The sequence below is a fragment of the Bacillus sp. FSL L8-0193 genome, assembly GCF_037976065.1.
In the GTDB taxonomy this organism is placed as follows: domain Bacteria; phylum Bacillota; class Bacilli; order Bacillales; family Bacillaceae; genus Bacillus; species Bacillus paralicheniformis.
The window spans coordinates 3,498,417-3,522,503 of record NZ_CP150261.1; the positions used below are offsets into that span (position 1 = coordinate 3,498,417).

Here is a 24,087-nt window from a genome sequence, read left to right on the forward strand (position 1 = left end):
TATTATAAAGGTGTTATGATTCATTTAACAACACATTTTTTCGAATTCGGGACAAAAGAATGAAACCTCACCTTCAGCTGATGCGTTTTAAAACAATAAAAAAACCTGTCCAAAGACAGGCCCAAATCTAACCTTTTAAAACTTTCACACAAGCCGCTGTTTTATTTTGAATTTCTGTAAAAAAGGCAGTTTGATACGCTGACCGGCCGGATTGAGTGGCCGCTACAAGCACATCGCTGCACGGAATATGGTGCTCGGCTGCGGCATTTGCTGCAGCACTTATCGCCGTTACAAATTGACCATCTTGCAAACAGCCGTCAACTAACACCCATATGATCAAACGCCCCGCCGTATCTTTCATACCGACGATGCAAAGATCACCCTTTTCCGACACAATATGACAGTCAGCCAATTCAGCATCATGTTGGATAAACAGCGTTTCCTGTTCATAGGCTGACAGGTCATGCGGCAATCCAGAGTTGTTTCCGCTTGCGAAGACAAGCTTTCGTCTCCATGCAAAGCCTGTTTCAGAGGACAGAAGACGCAGCGGGCGGTCTGCCGAAAATGCGATGCCATGCGGCAAATATTGTTCAATCCGCTCTTTTAAAAAGAGGGGCTCGGTTTTCTCCGGGATGGTTTTCGCCTTGATCGTAAACTGCGGATTTGCACGCTGAGGATGGTCCAGCGCTGTGATGCCCGTATCATACACTCTTCCGATACCCTCGGCAGAAAGGGCGGCTTCCGGGCGGTCAAGAACTTCCGCCTTTCCATCTTTCAACAACAGCAGGCGGTCACAGTATAAACTCGCAATATTCACATCATGAAACACCCCGACCACTGCGAGTTTGGATGCAGCCGTTTCTTGTTTCATTAAATCAAGCAGACTCTTTTGAAATGACAAATCGAGAAAACTCGTCGGTTCATCAAGCAGCAAATATTCGGGTTCCTGGGCAAGTGCCTGTGCTAAATACACCCGCTGCTGCTCTCCGCCGCTCAGCTCATGAATGGATTTTTGAGCGAAACGAAGCGTGTCTGTCTGCTTCATCACCCTCTTCACGATATCATGGTCTTCCGCTGTCAGCTGCCGAAAAAGGCCTGATTGATACGCGTAGCGGCCAAACTGTACCGTTTCCTCCACCGTAAAGGAAAAGGCCTGCTCCGTTTTTTGAGGAAGGACCGCCATTTTGCGAGCGAGCTCTTTCGTTTGGTACGCCCCGACTGAACGGCATTCAAGCAGCACCTCGCCGCTTCGAGGCGCGATTGTTCCCGACAACATTTTCAGCAAAGTAGTTTTTCCGCTGCCGTTCGGACCAAGAATTCCTAAAAATTCACCCGGCTTTACAGCAAAGCTGATGTCCTGTAAGACATCCGTTTTTCCGTAGCCGCCGGACACACGGATGACATCAATCATGAATTCGCCCTCCCCGGTAGCGCCGAATCAAAATAAACCCGAAAACAGGCGCTCCTATCAGTGCGGTAATAATACCGATCGGCAGCTCGGACGGCTCAATGATGGTTCTCGACAAAAGATCTGACAGCACAAGGAACGAAGCACCGTTCAGCATCGAGAGCGGCAGAAGATGACGGTGATCCGTAATAGAGAAAAGCCGGATAAAATGCGGAATGACGAGACCGACAAAGCCAATGGTTCCAGACACAGCAACCGCACTGCCAGTTAAAATAGCTCCCGCCAACAGAACGACATACTTACTTCGCTTCACATTCACACCGAGGAGCCTCGCTTTTTCCTCGCCATAAGTCATCACATTCAGTTCTCTCCCGCTGATCAAAAGCGCGGCAGCACCAACCGCAAAAAAGGGCAGAAACAGCGCGATATAACCCCAGCCTCTCATCGATACACTGCCGAGCAGCCAGTGGACGATCGGTTTTAAATCATCGCCGGTCAATGCGATCATGAGAGAAATAAGCGCACCCAAAAAAGAACTGAAGATGATTCCTGTCAAAATCAAAGCAGACAGGGTCAATGAAGGGTGTACGAGCCGCGCAAAGAACAAAACCAAAAAAATCACGACAACGGCCGCGGCAACGCTTAAAAACGGCAGTGTAAAACTTCCGATCACCGGCAGCTGAATCCCAAAAAACAGCGTGACCACTGCACCGACGGCCGCGCCTGACGAAATGCCGAGCGTATACGGATCTGCGAGCGGGTTTTTCAAGAGCCCCTGAAACCCGGCTCCCGCAGCAGCAAGCCCCGCGCCGACAAGAGCGGCCAGCACCACCCTCGGCAGTCTGATTTTCATGATGATGTTCGCCTCTGTCGTATCGGGATTTAACCCTTGAATACCAAACCATTCGTTCAAAAAAACCTTGATAATAGAAGGAATGGGAATCTCCAAAGATCCGATAGAGATTCCCATAAGAACAGATGCCGACAGAAACATCAGGCTGAAGGCATATGCCGCGAAGCGGTTATTTTTTAAAAACGTCAGGGTAAATATGTTCAGCAAGCTCTTCGACCCCTTTGATCAATCGCGGCCCCGGACGGGTCACGAGGTCAGGGTCCACGTCGTATACTTCGTTATTTTTGACCGCTTTTACACCGTTCCAGCCGCTTCGTTTTTTAATTTCGCTGACTGCGGATTTACCATTTGTCGTCACGATCGCATCGGGATTCAGCTTGACGATCGCTTCTTCCGTTATTTTGGTCCAGCCTTTCTGCGCGGAAGCAGCATTTTCCGCATGGATCGCTTCAAGCATTTCATCCATAAAGGTGCCTTTTCCGGTCGTATAAATGTCCGGAGCCGGAGACACTTCGACAAATACTTTCTTTTGATCGTCTTTAGATATGCCGGCAGCTTTTTCTTTTATGTCAGCCAGGTCAGATTTCATGCCCTTGATCAGGCTTGCCGCTTGATCCTCTGCACCGGCAGCTTTTCCGATCATTTCGATGGACTGGTACGCCTCTTTAAAAGAGGCCGCATCATTCACGGTCACCACCGTAATTCCTGCATCCTCCAGCTGCTTTAGTCCTTCTTTGGCACTCTGCATGCTCGATGCGTGAGCCAAGACCAAGTCGGGATTTAACGAAATGATTTTTTCTGTGTTGAATTCCATGCCCCCGATTTTTTCAACGTTTTTCACTTCTTTTGGATATGTATCAAAATCCGTCACGCCGACGACTTTCTTCCCCAGGCCAAGGGCATATGTAATTTCGGTATTGCTCGGCATCAGAGAGACGATTTTCTTCGGTTCTTTTTCAATTTTGACCTCTTGTCCTGAAGCATCTTTTATGGTGACCGGAAACGCTTCAGCCGCCTTCTCCTGTTTTTGCTGTTCTGCCGGCTTTTGCGCTTGACCGCAGCCGCTAAGAACGCCGGCGGCCAACAGCAGTGACAGCAATAAAAGCCCTAACTTCTTCATTCTGCTTCCTCCTCGGGATAAAATAAAAACATCTCTACTCAGTAAAGATGCAGTAAACCAGGAACGTACAAAAAAAGAGCACATCGCTTATACCGCATCTGTCTTCGCAGATAACGCGGTCATCATCCAGGCGGTTATTCCGGGGCTTTTGGTTGATCGCTCCCGGCCCGTCCGAACTGCTCGCGGGGGGCTCGCCGGCTCCCTTAAGCTGCTGACGGCTAGCGCCTTTCTGACTCATTCGTGTCCTAATTTCGGAATTATTATACTATAATCGACACAGGTCTGTATATGAGATTCTGAAAAGGAGATTTTCAACTGAAAAAACGTTGTTTTTGCTAAAGTATTTACGATATATTGCATATAGAGAAAGGGTGGTTTTATGCCGATACCGAAAAACTATACGCCGCAGGTCAGACTTTCAGCAAAGGAAAAAGCGTTTCACCAATTGCAGCGCTGGATTGTCGACGGAACACTTGAACCCGGCGAAAAAGTCACGGATGCCGATCTGGCCGAAGCGCTCGGCGTCAGCCGCACACCGGTCAGAGAAGCGCTACAGCTCCTCGAATCCCAAGGTTTTGTTGAAATGAAGCCGGGAAAAGAAACAAAGATCACGCTCATTCATCCCGATGATGCGCTGGCCGTCTATCCCCCGCTCGCACATCTTCAGGCTCTGGCGGCGGAACTGGCCGCGCCGCTTTTGACTGAAGAAGAGATCGCCGAGCTCAAAAAACTCGCGGCTCAATACGAAGCCGCGTTTAAGGAAGAGCGGAACCACGATGCAGCCGAACTGGACGAACAGTTCCACCATTTGATTACAGAAGCGGCTAAAAACCCGTATGTTCTTCAGTTTTCCTCTGTACTGCAGCTTCATGTCAGACGGATGAAGTATGTGTTTTTCAATCGGCCGTCTGCTCCGAAACTGCAGTCCGCCGCCGAGCATTGGGAAATCATCGCCGCTTTTGAAAAAAACGATCCGAAATTGGCGGCTGAAGTGATGAAAAAGAATTGGCTCCGTCCGATGGAAGATATTCATAAGATTTTAAAAAACAAGGAACAATAAAACGTCAAGCACGATTTTCGACCGAGGTGTCCAGCTGCGATATACTGTTCATTAGATGTTTTTTCATCTTAACTCTTAAAACAAGGATTGATGGCATATGGATTTACAGCTAAAAGACAAACTCGTCCTCGTGACAGGTTCTACTGCAGGTATTGGAAAAGCAACGGCGGAAGCCTTTTTGGCGGAAGGGGCCGAAGTCATCGTGAACGGACGGACAGAAGAAAAAGTCCAGTCAGTCGTTGAGGAACTTTCCCGGCACGGAAACGTTCACGGCATTGCCGCTGATTTATCCGCTCCTGAAGAAAGCATGGCATTGGTCGAAAAAACCGCTAAAATCGGGGAGCTTGATGTCCTCGTCAATAATATGGGCTTCTTTGAAGTGAAGGATTTCACAGAGGTGACAGACGAAGAGTGGCTCAAATATTTTGAAGTAAACGTTTTAAGCGCAGTCAGGCTTTGCCGCGCGTTTCTGCCGGCCATGCTGAAGCGTAATAAGGGAAGGATTCTCAATTTGGCAAGCGAAGCCGGCATCAAACCGCTTCCGCAGATGATCCCTTATTCAATGACGAAAACCGCTCTGATCAGTTTATCAAGAGGTTTGGCCGAAATGACGAAAGGGACAAATGTGACGGTCAACTCCGTCCTTCCGGGACCTACCTGGACGGAAGGCGTCGCCAATTATATGGAGGGTGCAGCAGCTCAGGAGAAAACCGATTTAGACACTTTTGTCAAAGACTATTTCAAAGTGAATGAGCCGACTTCTTTGATTCAGCGCTATGCAAAACCGGAAGAAGTGGCGAGTACGATCGTCTATCTCGCTTCCGAAAAAGCTGCGGCCATCAACGGTTCCGCTCAAAGAGTGGAAGGCGGAATTATCCGCTCCATTTAACAGAAATCCTCTGCCGATCGGCAGAGGATTTTTTCCTTTTGGGTTAAGATCTCTTCTCCAGACCTCCCGTCAGCCTTTCGCGGTCATCCGGCTCAAAACCGTTAAGCCGCTTTAAACATGATGCCCGCCAATTTGCCGACAGTTCCTCCACCTCGAGAAGTTTTTTGATGCCCTCAATATTGTTCTTTTCATGATGCTTGATGCGATTTGCGTAAGAAATCGTGATGCCTTTAGGGTGGCGTGAGATTCGTTTCAGACCACGATCCTTACAGACGAACCCTTCTTTCAGCACGCGAAAGTAAAAACCCGTAAATCCGGTGTCCTGTACCTTCAGTATCATATCGGGCATACCGTACCTTACGGTTAGTTTATAGCAAGGCTGCCTTGGCTGGCTCACCTGTACAACAGCTTCACCCAGCTGAAAGATATCGCCGATATGAACGTCATCCTCCAGCAGACCCTTGATCGTTAAATTTTCGCCAAATGCTCCGTATTCCAGCTTTCTTTGCAGTTCCTTTTCCCAAAAGAGATAATGTTCATACGGATAGACACACACTGCTTTTTCCGCGCCACCATGATGAACGAGATCCCCCTGCCCGTCCCCCGCAAAATTAGTAGATGACAGGAAGATAGGGCCGCTTGCCGGCTTCTTGTATATTCCGGTAGACACAGCTTTATTTTGAAACTGAATTGCCTCTGGCTTCCCTACATTGATCGAAAGGATATCGGCATATTCCATTCATATCACCTCTTACATTCAAATGTCCTGCAGACGGCAGCGGCCGAACAGCAACGCTGCACATCTCTTTTGAGATTTAAGTATAATCGACCTCTTATCATAAAACCATTCAATCGTTATTATAAAAACAATAGGTTAAACCTATCGTTGAGTTTCGTCTGTTTTTTATAATGGAGAGGAGGAAAAAGCATTGGAGCTAAAGCAATTGGAATATTTCATGGCATTGTGCCGGGAGCTTCATTTTACCCGTGCCGCCGAAAAACTGAATATCGCTCAGCCCTCGCTGAGCCAGCAAATCCGTTTGCTTGAACATGAAATCGGAACGCCTTTGTTTAACCGTTCAGGCAAACGCACCGTAATGACGGAAGCGGGAAAGATTCTGCTTCAGCACTGTTACAATATCTTTCATGAACTGTCACAGGCGCAAGACGCAATCAGCGAGCTCCAAGGTTTAAAGAGGGGAACGCTAAAAATCGGGGCGCTGTTGACCGTGGTTAATTATTTGCTTCCCCGGACCGTGATCGAATTTCACCGCAGCTACCCCAATATTGAATTGTCTGTTTTAGGGCTGAGAACCGGAGATATTTACGAGCGGCTGCTGCAAAATGAGCTCGACTTGGGCATTGTAGCCCAGCGGGTGGAACACAGTGATCTGGAAACCGTTCCATTCCTTACCCAGCAGCTCGCCCTCGCAGTGCCTATTGACAATCCGGTTGCAAAACGGCAGTTTGTCACACTTGACGTGTTAAGGGAGATTCCATCTATCTTGCTGCCTGAGACGTATTTTTTGCGGCAGCTGATCAACGAAAAGTGCCGCACGTTTGGATTCGAACCTCGGCCAGTCATGGAAATGACAACGATGGAATCGATCATGAACATGGTTGGTAAAGGCATTGGCGCCACCATTTTGCCGAAAGGCTATCTCGATGATATTGGAAATAAATCCATTCAGACGATTCCGATTCAAATGCCGGATTTGACGACGGAAATCAGCATCGTTTACCGTAAAAACAAGCATATATGCGCTGCAAGCCGGGTGTTTATGGAACTGCTGATTTCCTCGGTCAAAAACGAAACCGCTGATGCGCCGCCGCGTTAAAAGAAAGATCCTCTGCATGTCTGCAGAGGATCTCTGTTTAGACTTCGTGTGAATCATAGCGTTTTCCGTTAATATACAGATTCGAAAAAACAGGGTCTTTCACATGTTTCAGTTCCATCGGAATATCGACGCCGTCGATCTCGGAATCAGTCACTTTCAGACCGGTGACTGGAGAATGATCGTACGCCAGCACCCTGATCCCGTATTGTCCGCCCATGCTTTCCAGCTGCTCAACATCAATGTTGCGGACGACGGGCTTGAAATCTCCGGCGTCCCCTTCTTCATATTCCATATCGATGGCGATCACTTCGCGCTTCAAGCTTTTGACCGTATTTTTGTGAAAGTAGATGTTTTCAAGAACACCGCCGCGCACCGAATTCGTTTTAATGCGGAGGGCTCTGTCCAAGTTCGGGCTGTCCATGAGGTTTCCCTCGGCGATGACATTCTTCACGCCGCCGGAAATTTCGCTTCCGATCGTGACCCCTCCATGCCCGTCTTTCATTTCGTTATGTTCAATGACAATGTTCTCCGATGGCATGTTGATCCTTCGGCCGTCGGCGTTTCTTCCCGATTTGACGGCGATGCAGTCATCTCCATTATCAAAATGGCAGCCCTTGATCACCACGTTTTTGCACGATTCCGGGTTGACTCCGTCGGTATTCGGACCGTGTCCGATGACCTTGATTCCGTCCACTGTCACATTCTCGCAAAGCACGGGATGAACTTGCCACATCGGCGAATTCAAAACGGTGACACCTTGAATCAAAATATCTTTGCAGCGATACGGCTGAATGAAGTTCGGCCGCAAATAATGCCCTTTTCCAAACTGCCGCTCAGTGACCGGGACACCGCGCTCAGCCATTTCAAACAAAGCATTTCGGTCTTTTTCCTGTGAAGACTGGCCGTTCGTTCCCCTTTTCCACGGCCACCAATGTTCGTCATCACCTTGGCCGTCAAGCGTGCCCTTTCCGGTTATTGCAATATTTTCGGCTTCGTAAGCATAGATGAGCGGTGAATAATTATAGAGCTCGACGCCTTCGAACCTCGTCAGCACAACGGGGAGATAATCTTCCGGGTTCTGACTGAATTTGATCACCGCTCCTTGTGCAAGATGAAGCTCCACATTGCTTTTCAGTCTGAGTGCACCGGAAAGAAACACGCCTTCAGGAACTGCTACTCTTCCACCGCCTGCTTTGTGGGCTTGATCAATCGCCTTTTGTATCGCTCCCGTCGCATCCTTTTTTCCGCTTCCGTCAGCCCCAAACGCTGTAACATCAAATGATCGATCAGGAAATACCGGAACCTTCAGCGTCTTTAGAATCTCGTCTTTTATTTTCTGCAGACTCACGTTACCGCCCCCTTTACAATGTAACGCCTGTTTTAAATATCGCAAGCTCCCTGAAATCGTTTATCTCATTGTTCAGCTGCCTGCCGCCCGCGACTTCGATCAAATATGCTGTCAACTCTTTCAAAACGTCATCTTCTGACCGGTTTTCGAGCACCCTTCCCGCATTAAAATCGATCCAGTGGCGCTTCGCCTCATAAATCGCTGTATTTGTCGAAATTTTCATCGTCGGCACAAAGGTGCCAAAAGGCGTGCCCCGCCCTGTCGTAAATAAAACGATTTGACACCCTGCAGCGGCCAGTGCGGATGAAGCAACAAGGTCATTTCCCGGAGCGCTCAGCAGGTTCAACCCGTTCTTTTTCAAAACGTCCCCGTATTCCAGAACATCCGTCACCTTTGAAGTGCCGGCTTTTTGCGTACAGCCGAGCGACTTATCCTCCAATGTCGTAATGCCGCCTGCTTTGTTGCCCGGAGACGGGTTTTCATAGACGGGCTGCCTGTGATCGATAAAGTACTGTTTAAAATCGTTGATTAAGCGGACGATTTTATGAAACACTTCCTCATTTTCAGCCCGCTCCATCAAAAGCGTTTCCGCTCCAAACATTTCAGGCACTTCTGTCAAAACCGCCGTTCCCCCTTGGGCGATCAGAAAATCGGAGAGCCGGCCGAGCAGCGGATTCGCGGTAATGCCGGAAAATCCATCAGATCCGCCGCACTTCAAACCGATCTTCAGTTCAGAAATCGGAACATCTTCACGCCGGTCACCTTTTGCATGCTCATAAATTTCTTTTAACAGTTTGACGCCTTCCGTGACTTCGTCTGATACTTCTTGAGAAAGCAGGAACTTGACCCGGCTGTGATCATAATCGCCGAGCGCTTCGCGGAATTCATGGATGCTGTTGTTTTCACAGCCAAGTCCCAGCACAAGGACACCGCCTGCATTCGGGTGTTTGACGGCATTCGCCAACATCGTTCTCGTGTTGATATGATCATCGCCAAGCTGTGAACAGCCGTACTGATGCTTTAATACGTGAACGCTTTCAAAAGGGACGATAGAGCCGACCTCAGCTTTAAATTCCTTGATGATCAGCTCTGCAATGCCATTTACACAGCCGACAGTCGGTACGATCCATAGCTCGTTTCTGATTCCCGTTTTTCCGTCTTTTCGTTTAAAGCCTTTAAATGTGAGCGGTTCTTTTTGATAGCGGTTTTCCGTAAATTTCGGCTTGTAGCTGTATTCTTCGACACCGCCCAAATTCGTTTTCACATTTTTTGTATGCACCCACTCCCCCGTCTGAATCATGTCAGTGGCGTGCCCGATCGGAAAGCCGTATTTGATGACGTCTTCATTTTCAGCGATGTCTTTTAAAGCAAACTTATGGCCTTTCAAAATCGTTTCCTTGATCACGATGGCCCGTTCTCCTGCAGTGACCGTTTCACCGGTTTGCAATTCTCTTAACGCAATGCCGACATTATCTTGAGAATTGATCATCAAGCAGTCTTTCATCACATGTCCCCCAGCTCAGCCATTTGGCTGTTCATCATTTTTTTCAGCGCCTTCCTCATTCCCGTTTGTTTCATGTCCCTTAAATATTCAGCCGTCTTGTCCGTCAACCCGGAAATGTCGTTCAGGTTTTGCCCCCATACTTTTTCAAACCCGAGAACATGGAACGCGATGTTTGAAACGTCTGTCTCTTCTGTCCAGAGCCGTTTGAAAAAAGCCAGCACCTCATCGTCGTCAGACAGCGGAATGGCCTCATCTTCCCGTTTTCCTTGGTAAAAATAAATTAAAGCGCTTAAAGCAAATACGGTTCGAGCAGGAAGTTTGCCAGTTCGTTCCGCATATTCCATTAAGACGGGCAAATTTCTGACTTTGAATTTTGCAAAGGAATTTAAGGAAATATCGATCAGCTTGTGACGGATAAACGGGTTTTTAAAGCGGTCGAGAATCTCTTCCACATAGGCGTCAAGCTCACTGCCGGGCATATCGATCGTCTCGAGCACTTCACGCTGAATCAGCTCTTTCACAAATGATCCGATAAGTTCGTCTTCAGCCGCTTCACGAACCGTCTCAAGGCCTGCCAAATAAGCGATCGGCGTCATCGCGGTATGGGCGCCGTTTAAGATTCTCACTTTTCTCAGCCGGTACGGCGTCACATCTTTGACAAACTCGACATTCAGACCGGCCTCATGAAGCGGAAGCTCGTCTGGAAGCCATTTCGGCCCTTCAATCACGAACAAATGATACGGCTCCGCCGTCACCATCAGAGAATCGCGATAGCCGGCCGCGTCTTCAAGCCGGTGTGCATTTTCTTGCGGGAATCCCGGTACGATCCTGTCTACAAGCGTATTGCAAAACACATTTGACTCCTCAAGCCAATCGATGAACCCCTGTTCAAGCGCCCATTCGTTCGTATAGCGCAGCACAATCTCTTTCAGTTTTTTCCCGTTATCTTCAAGCAGCTCACACGGGAGGATCACCAGGCCTTTTTCCCTGCTTCCCTGAAAAGTCAGGTAGCGTCTGTATAACAGCGCAGTCAGCTTCCCCGGATAGCTCTTCTGCGGACGGTCGGACAGCCGGTCTTCCTCGATATATATGATGCCGGCCTCTGTCGTATTTGAAAAGACAAAGCGCAAATCCGGCAGATCGGCCAGCTTCATAAATTCATCATAGTGTTCATAGCTGCTGACGACTCTGCTGATTGTTGTAATGACAGCAGAATCGCGAACCTCCCGTCCTTCCCTGAAGCCTTCAAGATAAAGCGTGTAAAGCCCATCCTGTTCTTGAAAGGCCGTTACTGAGCCGCGGCGCGGAGGCACAACGACGGCGCTGCCGTTAAAATCGGTTTCTTCATTCAATCTATGAATCTGCCAGTCAATAAACCCCCTCATAAAGTTACCTTCCCCGATTTGCAAAATCCGTTCGGGACGGCTCGGCTTAGACCTTATCCGTTTGGACAGCCTCTCCATTTCAATTCCCTCCTCATTTTTGCACACGTTCACATTTTACAGCGCATCAAAAATGATGCTATAGATGCTTAACTGAATTGCGAATGATCAGCTCCGTGCCGATGAGCGTCTGCCTGCCTTCTGCCTGCGGATTTTCGATCAGTGACAACAGGCTTTCCGCACCAAGCATGCTGATTTTTTCCGTCGGTTTTTTTACCGTCGTCAATGACGGTGTCGTATACGCCGAAAATCCGCTATCGTCAAAGCCGATGATCGACATATCGTCAGGACAGCGTTTCCCGTTTGCATAAAGGGCGTTCATCGCGCCGATCGCCATATCATCATTGGCGCAAAACAGGGCAGTCGGAGGGTTCTTCAGCTTCAGCAGCGTTTCAGCCGCACGAAAGCCGCTTTGCATCGTATAATCACCTTGAACGAGGTATTCGCCGGGCATGTCAAGATTTGAGTCGCGAAGCGCTCGAAGAAAGCCTCCTTTTCTTTCTTGAGACGATTTAAAACTTTCTTTCCCCTGCACCATGGCGATCCGTCTGTGGCCGTTTTTGATCAAGTATGAAGCAGCGAGGAAAGCGCCCTCGTGTTCATTCGCCAAAATATTGACGACGGAGTGCCCTTCGATTTTTCTGTTCAGCACGACGACCGGAATATTCTGTTTGAGGACGTGCTCAATAAAAGCCTGATCCTGTTCGCTTTGGCTGATTAAAATCATGCCGTCATAGCGGTTGCGGTGAATGGATGACAAATCATGATAATCGTCAATCCCCCTGACAACCATATTATAGTTTTCATCGATCACCTTGTTGACGCCGCGCAGGATGTCTGCAAAGAAACTTGAAGACGTCCCGTCTGTCAGGCTTGTTAAAAACAGACCGATCGTAAAAGACTTTTGCGTAACAAGGCTTTTCGCATTAAAATTCGGTTTATAATTCATTTCGGCTGCGATGTCGAGTATTTTCTTTTTCGTGTTCTCTTTTATCAGCGGACTATTGTTCAGCGCTCTGGATACTGTGGTGTGCGATACATTCGCCAGCCTGGCGATATCTTTAATCGTTACTGACATTGTTTTTTTACCCGCCTTTTCTTGCTGTTGTTACCATCAGTTTACCATATCAAAAGCGCTTTTTAGAAAATGAAATTCCGCTATGGTCTCGCTTCGATTTCCGCGATCATTTCGGCATGCTTCTGATCTGTCAGACGGTACAGGTAGCCGAGAACGAGAATGGCCGCCGTCAGCGCCGCTGCAGGATACAAAAGGAGTATCGCTTTAATGCCGAGCAGCGTCCCCGCTTTTTGGGTCGCATTCGGCACATAGCCGATAATGCTGAGACCGATCCCCGACAGGAAGCCGGAGAGCGACTGAGCCAGCTTTCTCGAAAAGTTAAACAGCGAGTATACCGTTCCTTCTTTCCGTTCCCCTGTTCTCCACTCGCCATAATCGATTGCGTCTGATACAAATGCCCAGGTGATACCGTTCGGAATGCTGATGCCGATAAAGGCGATGCTGGCGAGAATCGTAAAAACAAAGACATTGCCCGGTACGAAAAAATTGATCAGATCCGCACAGACGGAAACCGCGAGCCCCAAAATAGCGGTATGCTTTTTCCCGAACAGCTTCACGAGCTTCGGCAGCATGATGACGCCGATAAAGGATGAGCCGATGATGATAAAGTTCATGTAGGCCATCAGTTCGGCGTTGCCGAGGTTATACTGTGCGAAATAAATCAGCATCGCAGATTTAAGGTTATAGGCTGAAATCGTAAAAATGGTCATGAATATAAGCGTAAGGAGCGGTTTATTCGTAAAAAACGTCTTTGATATTGCTTTGAATGTCACTTTTTCCTGTTTGTACTTCTCATCTTTTACGACAATCCGTTCCTGGCAGTTTCTATAGCAAATGTAGAAAAACAACACACCGAGAAAAGACATCAGCCCCATGACGACCGGATAGGCAACCGCAGGGTTGTCAAACCTGACGATCATCGGAATGACAACAATGCTCGTCACAAACAGGGCGCCCAGCGAGCCGGCCTGTCGAAAGGAAGCAAGCGAAGTCCGCTCCACCGAATTTTGCGTCATGGCCGCCCCGAGCGAGCCGTAAGGGATGTTGACAAAGGAATAGCCGAGGCCCCAAAGCATGTATGACGCATAAGCGTATATGAGTTTGCCCGTCGGTGACAGATTCGGCGAGATGAAGGTCAATATCGTCAAAATCGCGAGCACAAAGCTTCCGTATAGCAAATACGGCCTGAATTTGCCTTTCGGCCCGATATTCTTCCTGTAGTCGATCGATGTTCCCACAATCGGATCGACAAAAGCGGCAAAAAGTTTGCTCACAAGAAAAATGCCGCCGGCCGCTGCCGCCGGAATACCGGCAACATCCGTAAAAAACTTCAAAAGATAGAGCTGTCCAAGGTCAAACATAAATCCGTTCCCAAAATCTCCAAAACCGTAAGAAACCTTTTCTTTTAAACTTAATTTCTCTTGAGTGACGGTGACTGTTTCGGTTTGTTTGTTCGTCGATATTTCCATGAAAAAGCAGCTCCTCTGCTAGCCATTTTGTGACTCTATGCTTTCAAACGATCTTTCACTTCAAACTGGAAATAGTGTTTTGCATTTTCGTAGCAGATCCCTTTGACGATCCGTCCCAGAAGCTCGATATCATCCGGCGCTTCTCCTTTTTCAACCCATGTGCCGATGACATCGCAGAGCAGGCGCCTGAAATATTCATGTCTTGTGTAGGAAAGAAAGCTGCGCGAATCAGTCAGCATACCGATAAAACGGCTCAATAGTCCGATGTTGGCGAGCGATTTCATTTGTTCGAGCATGCCGTCTTTCGTATCGTTGAACCACCAGGCGGTGCCATGCTGGATTTTCCCCGGTATCCGGCCGTCCTGGAAGCTTCCGCAAAGGCTTGAAATCACGACGTTGTCTCGCGGATTTAAAGAATACAAGATCGTTTTTGGCAGCGCGTCTTTTCGGTCAAGAGAATCGAGAAAGCTGCACAAAGGCTTTGCGATGTCCTGATCATTAATCGCATCATATCCCGTATCAGGCCCGAGCTTCCGGTACATTTTGCTGCTGTTGTTTCGGAGGGCGTTAATATGAAGCTGCATCGCCCAGCCCTTCTCCGCATAGCATGTTCCCAAATAGTGCAGGGTAAAGGATTTAAATTTGCACTCTTCCTCAGGCGAGGCGGCTTCTCCGTTCATCACCTTTGCAAAAATCGGACGCACTTCGCTTTCATCTGTTTCCGTGTACATCATTTGATTGATGGCATGATCCGATATCCGTCCGCCTAGTTCATGGAAAAAGTCAATTCTGTTTTTAAGCGCTTTCAAAAAATCGTCATAATTTCCTATCTTCATAGCGCTTGCTGCTTCAAGCTTGCTCACCCAGGCGGCAAAGCCTTCTTGATTGATTTCCAGCGCCTTGTCTGGCCTAAATCCGGGTAAAACGCTTACATTAAAGTCTTCATCTTTCAGCTTCATATGATATTCAAGACTGTCTGCCGGATCATCCGTCGTGACAACCGTTTCAACGTTTGATTTTTCAATCAAGTCTCTGGCGCCGAACCCTTCTCCGGTCAGCTGTTTGTTCACCCGCTCCCAAATATGCGGCGCGCTCTTTTCATCAAGCCGTTCATCGATGCCGAAAAACCTTCTCAGTTCCAAATGGGTCCAATGATAAAGCGGGTTTCCGATCGTCATCGGAACCGTTCTTGCCCAGGCGCTGAATTTCTCTTCGTCTGACGCATCTCCTGTAATAAACTCTTCGGATATTCCATTGGCCCGCATTGCTCTCCACTTGTAATGATCCCCGTACAGCCATACTTCGGTCAGGTTTTTAAACGTTTTGTTTTCGTAAATTTCCTTTGGGTTCAAGTGGCAGTGGTAGTCGATGATCGGCATCCCTTTAGCATACTGGTGGTACAACACTTTCGACGTTTCATTCGTTAAAAGAAAATCGTCATTCAAAAACGGCTTCATAAAATCCCCACCTTTCCTTATTTAATGTTAACGTGAACATTTCTTTTTGCAATACAATGTGAACGTTAACATTTAATCTTATTTTATACGAACCTCGCCTTCTTTTCCATTATTTTCTCAACATAAAAGAAGCCTAAAGGCAATAACCTTTGGCTTCTTCTTTTTCATACCGCTTATTTGGCGGTTTTAGGGTTTTTCTTAAATTCCATCGTAATTTCCGTCCCGCGGCCTGTCCGGCTGTCAACGGCGATGCAGCCGTCGTGAAGGTGGACAAGTTCCAAAGAAATCGCAAGGCCGAGACCGCTTCCTTCTGTCGCATCTTTTGTATGCGTTCCTCTGTAGTAGCGGTTAAATAAATTTGAGACGGTTTCCGAGTCCATGCCTCTTCCGTTGTCTTGAATTTTAAGAATAATATATTGCTTGGTTTCTTCAAGGATCACCTTGATGTCAGTGCCTTTTTTGTTATGCTTGACGGCGTTGGCAAGGAGGTTTTCCAGGACTCTTCTGAACCAGCCTCTGTCTATCGCAAACTCGGTATCTTCTTGCGTATATTCAAAAGAAACGTTGTACCCTTCCGAAAACGAATGGCGCTTAAACTCTTCAACGAAGCTTTTTAAAAACGGCACAAGCCTCACTGTCTGGCGTTTAATCGGCAAGGCGTCGTTTTTCAGCCTGTACGTCAAGTTCAGGTCTTCGATGAGCTGTGACATGTAGTCCGATTTTTCTTTCATTGCCTGGCCGATTTCACGGATTTCTTCTTTTGACCACTCATAGTTTGGAGACTCCAGCATCATGCTGTAGCCGTAAATCGTGCTGAGCGGCGTTTTTAAATCATGGGAGAGCCCCGCGATCCATTCCTCCCGAGTCGTTTGGATTTTCTTGCGGCTTTGTTCGTCTTTTTTCAGCGTTTCCGTCAGCTGCTCCATCGATTCAAACACTTCTGTGAACAACCGGTACGGCTGTTTTCGCTTCCCTTTTTTGTTCCGGCTTTGCGGGCGGCCTTTCCGATTTCTCGGCTCTTCAAATCGCCCTTTTGAAAGGTTGACGATCCATTTAATCGTATGGATGATCGGCATGCCGAATCTGAAAGAATACCAAATCGTCATGGAAGACATCAATACGATCAGAACGCCGATCACGAGCAGAACGATTTTTAAAGCGAGCCCGATCATCGTCCTGTTGAACTCATGATCCGGATTATAAATCGGGTTCGGGGTAGCGGCAATCAGCCATTCTGTCGCGCTTAAACGCCTGTATGAAAACTCGTGCTCGTAGTTCCATGGCTTCGATCCGTATTTTAAAAGTTCCAGCTCAGTGATGCCCTGGCTGTAATCTATGTCCTGATAGAGCGAGTTCAACATTTTCCCTTTTTCGCTGAACAGATAAACCGATCCTTTGTTTTTCTTAATGAAATCAAGCGTGCTTTTTTTATAGGAAGAAAGGTCCGCCATATCCTTCTCTTCCTTTTCCAAATAGGACAGGATCGTATCGCTTTTCGACTCCCATCCGAATAGAATCACGTAGTCTTCACCATTGAAATTGGCAGACCAGAAGTTGACTTGATATTTTTTGATTCTTTTTTTGTCAAAGACTGATACGAGGTCTTCCCTGTGGTACTCCCTCTGAATTTCCGAAGGAAGGCGGTAGGAATAAACGGTTTTCTCCTTACCGTCTAATATTTGAAGCCAGCCTCCCTGTTTGTCGATAGCCGATTTCAAGATATCTTCAATCTGCCAATTATTATTGTCATCCACACTGACCCAGCTTTCAAAAGTGTCTGATGTGGCTTTTGCCAAGCCTGTATCCGCTTCGCTCTCGCTTAACCGGAGAGCGAAAAAGATGAAGGATAACAGCAGAGTGGCGAGGACAAGACCGAGAATCAGGAAAATCTGGCTGACAAAATGGAGAACGAGCTTTCCTCTCAGCTTCATCCTTCGCTCTCTTTTCTTGCAGGATTGGGAACGAACTTATAGCCAAGACCGCGAATCGTGACGATATATTCGGGGCTGCTCGGGTCTTTTTCGATTTTCTCCCTCAGTTTTCTGATATGTACCATAACGGTGTTGCTGTCTCCGTAAGATGGAACGCCCCACACTTTTTCATAAATTTGGTCCTTGGAAAGCACTCTGTTCGGATGATCGCAAAAATATTGCAGAAGCTGGAGAAGCTGTGCGGAGCAGCTGACCGTTTCTCCGTCCACGATCAGCTCCGCAAAATCGGGATGAAATGTAAACCGTTCATATTCGTAGGCTGAAGATACCGAAGCAGCTGCGACTTCTTTATGTATATACGTTCTTTTTAAATGCGCTTTAATCCTGGCAATTAACTCCAGAGGATTAAAAGGTTTTGTAATATAATCATCGGCTCCGTAGGCAAAACCTGACAGTTTATCGAGGTCCGATGTCTTCGCCGTTAAAAAGAAGATCGGGGCGTTGGTGTGCCGTCTGATTTCAGGGGATACATCAAATCCTGTCTGTCCCGGCATCATGACATCGAGAAGTATTAAGTGCACGGTATCCTTTTTCACGATGTCGAGCGCTTCTTCTGCGCTGCTCGCGGTCAGCACTTCTGAAAATCCTTCCTTCGTGAGGACGCGCTTGACCATTTGAACAATGGCGTCTTCGTCATCCACAATCAAAATTGTCGCATTTTCCAAAATCCTTCTTTCCTTTCTGTCTATATCATGTTTTGATATCCTCATCTTACCATCTATTATATCTTTATCGGCACCCGTTTTCTGATTTTAAAGTAAAAATAAACTTTTTTAGAAATGATTTTTTACTTTACGAAATCATGGAATAAAAAAACAGACATCGTCTGATGTCTGTCAGCCGGTTGCCAGCCTCTGATCCTCTTCTTTTTTCAATAGATCATAAGTCAGGCACACCGGTTTTCCTGTGCGCGGGTCTAAAATAATTTCCGCATCAATCTGAAACACTTTTTTCAATACCTCTGATGTCATGACTTCATGTGGAGCGCCCTCTTTGACAATTGCACCGGAGTTCAGCGCCACCATGTGATGGGCAAAGCGGGCGGCATGGTTGAGGTCGTGAATGACCATCAAAATCGTTCGGCCTTCTTCTTTGTTGAGCTTTTCCAGCAGTTGCAGAATTTCAAGCTGGTGCGCCAAGTCCAAATAGGTTGTCGGTTCGTCGAGCAGCAAGAGCTCCGTTTCCTGGGCAAGAGCCATCGCAATCCAGACGCGCTGGCGCTGTCCCCCGGAAAGGGCTTCGATCGGCCGGTCATAAAAAGGCAGCATTCCTGTCACTTCGAGAGACCATTCAACCATGCGGCGGTCATCGGCCGAGAGCCTGCCCATTCCCTTTTGATGAGGAAAACGGCCGTAAGAAACGAGCTCATATACGGTCAGACCGCCTGGCGCCTCAGGGGTCTGCGGAAGAATCGCCATCTGTTTGGCTATATCTTTCGTCGACATTTGGTGGATCGCTTTGCCGTTTAAATAAACGGCGCCCGTTCTAGAACGCTGTATGCGTGCCATCGTTTTTAATATGGTTGACTTGCCGCACCCGTTCGGACCGATCATGGTCGTTACTTTTCCTTTTGGTATGTGGAGGTTTAAGCTTTCGACTATCATCTGTTCTCCGTAGCCGATCCCCAGGTTGTTTGTTGAAAGAGACACCTTGCACCCTTCCCTTCTTTAATTTGTTTTCATGAGCAAATAGATAAAGTACGGCGCGCCTAAAGCGGCAATGACTAACCCTACGGGAATTTCCGAAGGCGCCAGTATCATCCTTCCGATTAAATCCGCCAGCAAAAAGAGCAATGCTCCGGTCAACGCGGAAGCCGGGATTAAAAGCTGATGCTTCGGCCCGACAAGCCTTCTGGCAATATGCGGAGCCACAAGACCGAGAAACGTAATATTCCCTCCAGCCGCTACACACGCGCCGCTCAGCGCGGCTGCCGACAGAAGCAGTATGCGCCGCTCCTTTTCAACTGCCGTTCCAAGCCCTGTTGCGAGCTGATCACCGAGATTCAGCACGTTTAAATAGCGCGCTTTGTAGAGAATAAAAGGAAGCAGCACGACAATCCAGGGCAGCACGGCCGAGACAAAGCTCCAGTTTGAACTCCATATATTTCCTGACAGCCAAACAGCCGCCTGCATAAAGTCATTCGGGTCCATTTTCAGCTGCAGCATTAAGATGGCCGCCGAAAACGCCGCATTCACTCCGATGCCGACCAGAACGAGGCGAATGGGATTCAAGCCTTTTTTCCACGCCAGCAAATAGATGGAAACGACTGCAAAGCAGGCTCCCAAAAATGCAAAAATCGGCAGGGAAAAAACGAATCCTTTTTGCAGATTTCCAACATTCCCCTGAAAATAAAAGATGAACAGCACAACGGCAAAACCTGCTCCCGTATTGATGCCCAATATCCCCGGATCGGCCAGGTCATTCCGCGATATCCCCTGCCAGACGGCTCCGGAGACAGCAACTCCCGCACCGATCAGCATGGCGAGGACCATGCGCGGCAAACGGAATTCAAATAATACAAGTTCATCCTGCGGCGTTCCGAAACCGAACAGTGTTTTCAATGTATCAAGCGGGGCGATGCGGATTTCTCCCATGTTCATGCTTAGTAAAAACACGGCGACCGTCAGCACGGCCATGACGAGCATCACCGCAGCCGCCCGTCTGCTGTTTTTCTTGAGCATTACAGTCCACTCCTTTCCCTGCGGGCCAGATAGAGAAAGAATGGTACGCCGACAAGCGCCGTGACTGCTCCGACAGGTGTTTCGAACGGCGGATTGACCAGCCTTGCCGCAATATCCGCATAGATCAGCAGGACGGCGCCAAGCACCGCTGAGCATGGAATGATCCAGCGGTAATCAACCCCGACCAGAAAGCGGGTAATATGCGGAATGATCAATCCGATAAAACCGATTGCCCCGGCAACGGACACAGCGGCACCCGTCAGCAGAACAACCGACACGATTCCGATCGCTTTCACCGTCTTCGTATATTGCCCGAGCCCTTTCGCCAGCTCCTCTCCCAAGCTTAGAACCGTAATGGAACGGGCGATGACAAAAACGACGGCCAAACCGAGAGCTGCCGCCGGAACCAACAACTGAATGCTGAGCCATTTCGTGCCAGCGACACCTCCGGCATACCAAAAACTGACGTCGCGCGCCACATCAAAATGGATCGCAATGCTCGTAGAAAGAGCGCTCAGAAATGTGCCGACAGCCGTACCGGCCAAAGCCAGCTTTACAGGCGTAAGACCGCCTTTTGAAAACATTCCGATCGCAAAAACGAGTCCCGCTCCAAGACCCGCGCCGGCAAACGACCAGATCATCAGCCCGACCGATGAGGTTCCCGGAAAAAAAGCAAACGCGACAGCAATTGCGAAAGCTGACCCGTGCGTGACGCTCATAATTTCCGGCGATGCGAGAGGGTTTCTCGTCATCCCCTGCATCACGGCTCCGGAAACCGCCAAGCAGGCGCCCACAAGAGCCGCACTTACCGTCCTTGGCAGTCTGAGTTCCTGAATAATTTGATGGGCCGTATTTTTCGCATCAAAATGAAAAATGGCGTCCCAAACCGTTCCAAGCTTTATATCAGCCGCACCGAGCGCAATCGATAATGCGGCGCCAAACAGCAGTAGCATGATTCCGCCGGCCAGGACAAAAACAGCTCCAAGCGGACGGTTGATCGGTTTCTGTTCTTCATCAGGGCCATCCGCGCTGTTGATACGATGTATGTTTTTGCAAGAGCTCACTCGATGCCATTCCTTTCGATCTTTTTAACCGATAACGATTATCATTTTCATTTTATAGTATAACAGGCCTAAGCGGAAATTTTAATCAAAAATTTCGGCGGGAATCAAAAAGCCAGCCGATCTTCTGCTAAAAGACCCGGCTGGCAAAGAACTTTATCACACTTGATTATTTTTGAACTTTTTGTAGACGAACGGGTAGATCGCAAGACCGACGAAAAACAGCCCGATTCCCAAGATAAAGGTGGTTAAGTCAGACGTACCTGAAACGATGACCCATAAAGAATACACCAGAGCAGCCAAAGCGATGATGCCGTCCCCTGTTCTTGAACCTTTCAGTTCACCGTATGTCTCCCCTTTGAGGATGAGCTTCAAGCTGAAAACAGCCGCTACAAGATAAGGCACAAGGTAAGCGAGCGTCGCCGACGTTGTTAAAAACGTAAAGGCCTCGCTGATCGTTCCCGAAACCGTTGAGAAAATAAAGATCTGCGACATCACGTTTGTGACGATCAATGAATTAACCGGGCTTCCCTTTTTGTTCGTTTTCGCAAAGAAAGCAGGAAAATCACCGGCCTTTGCCGCCTGATACGGAACCTCTGCGCCGATTAAAATCCAGCCGAGCATCGATCCAAACAAAGAAACGATTGCCAAGACCGCCATAATTACGCTGCCAAAGCTGCCGATGATCACGTGCAGCACATCAACGAACGGTTTATCCGAGGCCTGGAGCTGATCGTGCGGGATGACGCCCATCGTTATTAAAGTGATGACCATATAAATGCCGAGCGCAATTAACAATCCGGTAATCGTCGCGCGTTTGACATCGCGCTGGGATGATGCGCGCCCTGATAAGATTACCGCAGACTCGATGCCGACAAACGCCCACAGCGTTGAAATCGCCGCATTGTGAACCTGTCCGCCCAGCCCAATACTTTTGCCTTCTGATTCGATTGGAAAATAAAATGATTCGAATAAAGCCGTCTGAAAAACGAACAAACCTGCAACAATAAACAGGACAAACCCAAGCACTTTTGAAAAAGTTGCTAAAAAGTTCAGTTTGCCCGCTCCATTTATGCTGGAGACTAAGATGAAATGCGTCCCCCATAACAAGATTGTACATACGATAAATGTCAAGAGCTGGCCGAGTGTAACGGGGTGGCCGCCGAGTTCAATCAGCTCGCGTCCGTCAGTTAAGATCGGCAGGAAAGTCGTCAAATAGCCTGCAAGGCTTGTAATGATGGCCACGTTGCTGATCCAGCTTGCCACCCAATACCCCCATACCATTGTAAAACCTGCCGCATTCCCTTTTTTAGGGTCTGAGAATAAAGCTCTTGCATAGCTTTGCGGACCTGCTTTAAGATCCGGGCGGCGAATGGATAAATGACCGAATACAAGGGCGATCATCAGCACCCCCGCACCCGTCACCAGCCATGCCGCCGTTACGCCGAACGGGCTTGCCGTCTGGGCGAGTGTGCTGGGGAGCATAAAAATCCCTGAGCCGACCATATTGCCGACAACAAAAGCGGTAAGAAGCCAGAAGCCCCATTTTTTTGTCTGTTCCATAAGATATAACCTCCGAGCATTTTATAAAAAATATGCCGGACCAGACCGTGAGATCATTCAAAATAAAAAAAGCATGAACAAAAGTCCATGCTTTGGTTAAACATACACTCTTGATCTCCGGATAGCCCTCCGCGGGAAAACCCGCGGCAGTCCTGCACTTATTCAATGCAGACCCAGCATAAAGAATGAATGGCTTCCTTATGCTTCGGCGCTGATGCCTTTTGCATATGATCATCGGCCCCATCAGCCTCACACATGCGACTCATCATCCGCGCAACCTCTACCTCACTAAGAGTTAAGAGTGAGGATTTATCACATATTCTGAAAAGAGGTTACCAGAGAAATTTTAATCTGTCAAAGGGAAGTGATGGAAAAACGGACAGCCGCGCCAAAAGGCCGCCTGTTTCGGCAGCCTTCTGCAGAATGGAAGACGGCGCTTCCATCTGTCATTTATCGGTTGTTTTTCTTTTTGTTGACCGCCTCTTGCAAAGGGTCTCCTTTCAGCGCTTGTCCTGCATCTTCAAGCGCCCCCCGAACGGCGTTTTGGTCCTTTTCCTTATTTCCTCTATCTTTATTGAAGAAAATACCCAAATGAATCACCTCTTTAAAAATGTGGTACAATTTTAATTTGGCTTATCACTTTAAAATTATGCAGAACCTTGAATGTGTTTTTTAACTGAAAACACCATATTCTAGATGTAAACATGCTGATTGCCTCAGGAAAATGCGTTTTTTGCCTGACAAGTTGCCACCATCTGTCTTGAAGGCCGCCAGAACTCTTGATATAGTTTTCATTAGGAAATTGTTATAGGTCTTAAAGGAGAAGCGATATGACAGGAAAAACACACATCATGGGAGGGGTCGCTTCTTGCACGGCTGCTGCTTATTTTTACGGATATGATCCAGTGTTCATGACAGCTTCGGGCGTTATCGGAGCATTGATTCCGGATATTTGCCATACAAAGAGCAAGATCGGCAGAAGGCTACCGATTTTATCAGCAGTGGTCAGTTCTGTCTTCGGGCACAGGACGTTTACACACAGCCTGCTCTTTTTGCTCATCACGGCATTTGCGGCACATTTATATTTTACAGATCAGAGCATTTTTGTCGGATTGATGGCCGGAATGGCGAGCCATCTGCTCCTTGATGCCGGGACTGTAAATGGCATCAAACTTTTCTTTCCGTCCGCCATTAAGGTTCGGCTGCCCCTTTATATTAAAACCGGCGGGAAGGCGGAACAAGGCGTTCTGGCTGTGCTCACCGTTGTTTCGTGCTATTTTATTGCGAACTTGATCGCCTGACGAAAGGGACGGTTTGACCGATTG

Annotated in this window: 21 protein-coding genes and 1 riboswitch; of the genes, 4 read left to right on the forward strand and 17 right to left on the reverse strand. The window is 48.0% G+C overall.

The window, feature by feature from the left end; translation table 11 throughout:
• Positions 1–127 precede the first annotated feature (127 nt).
• The 3 genes from MHH76_RS17675 to MHH76_RS17685 are packed head-to-tail and all read right to left on the reverse strand — an operon-like array spanning position 128 to position 3,381.
• Positions 128–1,411, reverse strand: a complete 1,284-nt coding sequence (locus MHH76_RS17675; RefSeq protein WP_020452909.1) for an ABC transporter ATP-binding protein — start codon at positions 1,409–1,411, stop codon at positions 128–130.
• Positions 1,404–2,468: an iron ABC transporter permease gene (locus MHH76_RS17680; protein WP_020452910.1), complete on the reverse strand. Its 1,065-nt coding sequence runs from the start codon at positions 2,466–2,468 to the stop codon at positions 1,404–1,406. Before MHH76_RS17680 ends, MHH76_RS17675 begins: the two co-directional genes overlap by 8 nt.
• Positions 2,431–3,381, reverse strand: coding sequence for an ABC transporter substrate-binding protein (locus MHH76_RS17685; protein ID WP_023856248.1), 951 nt, complete (start codon positions 3,379–3,381; stop codon positions 2,431–2,433). Before MHH76_RS17685 ends, MHH76_RS17680 begins: the two co-directional genes overlap by 38 nt.
• A 379-nt stretch (positions 3,382–3,760) precedes the next feature.
• Between MHH76_RS17685 and MHH76_RS17690 the strand changes: the two genes are divergently transcribed.
• Complete coding sequence (locus MHH76_RS17690) at positions 3,761–4,441, forward strand: GntR family transcriptional regulator (RefSeq protein ID WP_025809869.1); 681 nt, start codon at positions 3,761–3,763, stop codon at positions 4,439–4,441.
• 97 nt (positions 4,442–4,538) lie between these two features.
• On the forward strand, positions 4,539–5,330 hold the full coding sequence (locus tag MHH76_RS17695; protein ID WP_020452913.1) for an SDR family oxidoreductase: 792 nt from the start codon (positions 4,539–4,541) through the stop codon (positions 5,328–5,330).
• 43 nt (positions 5,331–5,373) lie between these two features.
• On the opposite strand, the gene MHH76_RS17700 is transcribed toward MHH76_RS17695, so the two are convergent.
• Positions 5,374–6,069, reverse strand: coding sequence for an MOSC domain-containing protein (locus MHH76_RS17700; RefSeq protein WP_025809872.1), 696 nt, complete (start codon positions 6,067–6,069; stop codon positions 5,374–5,376).
• A 190-nt stretch (positions 6,070–6,259) separates the two neighbouring features.
• On the opposite strand from MHH76_RS17700, the gene MHH76_RS17705 reads away from it, so the two are divergent.
• Positions 6,260–7,168, forward strand: coding sequence for a LysR substrate-binding domain-containing protein (locus MHH76_RS17705; protein ID WP_043054465.1), 909 nt, complete (start codon positions 6,260–6,262; stop codon positions 7,166–7,168).
• Positions 7,169–7,205: 37 nt separating this feature from the next.
• Here MHH76_RS17705 and MHH76_RS17710 read toward each other — a convergent pair whose 3' ends face one another.
• The 13 genes from MHH76_RS17710 to sspJ all read right to left on the reverse strand — a co-directional run bounded on the left by MHH76_RS17710 (position 7,206) and on the right by sspJ (position 23,353).
• Positions 7,206–8,516 carry a glycoside hydrolase family 28 protein gene (locus tag MHH76_RS17710; RefSeq protein WP_023856253.1) on the reverse strand — a complete coding sequence of 437 codons (1,311 nt, stop codon included), beginning with the start codon at positions 8,514–8,516 and terminating at the stop codon, positions 7,206–7,208.
• 13 nt (positions 8,517–8,529) lie between these two features.
• Positions 8,530–10,020: an altronate dehydratase family protein gene (locus MHH76_RS17715; protein ID WP_025809876.1), complete on the reverse strand. Its 1,491-nt coding sequence runs from the start codon at positions 10,018–10,020 to the stop codon at positions 8,530–8,532.
• Positions 10,020–11,483, reverse strand: a complete 1,464-nt coding sequence (locus tag MHH76_RS17720; RefSeq protein WP_025809878.1) for a tagaturonate reductase — start codon at positions 11,481–11,483, stop codon at positions 10,020–10,022. Before MHH76_RS17720 ends, MHH76_RS17715 begins: the two co-directional genes overlap by 1 nt.
• Before the next feature lie 58 nt (positions 11,484–11,541).
• Positions 11,542–12,540: a LacI family DNA-binding transcriptional regulator gene (locus MHH76_RS17725; protein ID WP_020452919.1), complete on the reverse strand. Its 999-nt coding sequence runs from the start codon at positions 12,538–12,540 to the stop codon at positions 11,542–11,544.
• A gap of 80 nt (positions 12,541–12,620) precedes the next feature.
• Complete coding sequence (locus MHH76_RS17730) at positions 12,621–14,009, reverse strand: glycoside-pentoside-hexuronide (GPH):cation symporter (protein WP_020452920.1); 1,389 nt, start codon at positions 14,007–14,009, stop codon at positions 12,621–12,623.
• A 35-nt stretch (positions 14,010–14,044) separates the two neighbouring features.
• On the reverse strand, positions 14,045–15,466 hold the full coding sequence (gene uxaC / locus MHH76_RS17735) for a glucuronate isomerase (RefSeq protein WP_020452921.1): 1,422 nt from the start codon (positions 15,464–15,466) through the stop codon (positions 14,045–14,047).
• A gap of 173 nt (positions 15,467–15,639) precedes the next feature.
• Positions 15,640–17,397, reverse strand: a complete 1,758-nt coding sequence (locus MHH76_RS17740; protein ID WP_020452922.1) for a HAMP domain-containing sensor histidine kinase — start codon at positions 17,395–17,397, stop codon at positions 15,640–15,642.
• Entirely contained in the window at positions 17,394–18,122 is a 729-nt protein-coding gene (locus MHH76_RS17745) for a response regulator transcription factor (protein WP_020452923.1), read from the reverse strand. Before MHH76_RS17745 ends, MHH76_RS17740 begins: the two co-directional genes overlap by 4 nt.
• 171 nt (positions 18,123–18,293) lie before the next feature.
• Positions 18,294–19,061, reverse strand: coding sequence for an ABC transporter ATP-binding protein (locus MHH76_RS17750; RefSeq protein WP_043054605.1), 768 nt, complete (start codon positions 19,059–19,061; stop codon positions 18,294–18,296).
• A gap of 63 nt (positions 19,062–19,124) precedes the next feature.
• Positions 19,125–20,138 carry an iron ABC transporter permease gene (locus MHH76_RS17755; RefSeq protein ID WP_023856259.1) on the reverse strand — a complete coding sequence of 338 codons (1,014 nt, stop codon included), beginning with the start codon at positions 20,136–20,138 and terminating at the stop codon, positions 19,125–19,127.
• Positions 20,138–21,202 (reverse strand): iron ABC transporter permease, encoded by a 1,065-nt coding sequence (locus MHH76_RS17760; protein WP_043054466.1) that lies wholly within the window; start codon positions 21,200–21,202, stop codon positions 20,138–20,140. Before MHH76_RS17760 ends, MHH76_RS17755 begins: the two co-directional genes overlap by 1 nt.
• Before the next feature lie 156 nt (positions 21,203–21,358).
• Entirely contained in the window at positions 21,359–22,762 is a 1,404-nt protein-coding gene (locus MHH76_RS17765) for an amino acid permease (protein ID WP_020452927.1), read from the reverse strand.
• Between the two features lie 114 nt (positions 22,763–22,876).
• Positions 22,877–23,053: riboswitch (Lysine riboswitch) on the reverse strand.
• A 159-nt stretch (positions 23,054–23,212) separates the two neighbouring features.
• Complete coding sequence (sspJ, locus tag MHH76_RS17770) at positions 23,213–23,353, reverse strand: small acid-soluble spore protein SspJ (RefSeq protein ID WP_003185183.1); 141 nt, start codon at positions 23,351–23,353, stop codon at positions 23,213–23,215.
• A 239-nt stretch (positions 23,354–23,592) separates the two neighbouring features.
• Here sspJ and MHH76_RS17775 point away from each other — a divergent pair, with 239 nt between their 5' ends.
• Positions 23,593–24,063, forward strand: a complete 471-nt coding sequence (locus MHH76_RS17775; protein ID WP_020452928.1) for a metal-dependent hydrolase — start codon at positions 23,593–23,595, stop codon at positions 24,061–24,063.
• The last annotated feature ends 24 nt before the right edge of the window (positions 24,064–24,087 follow it).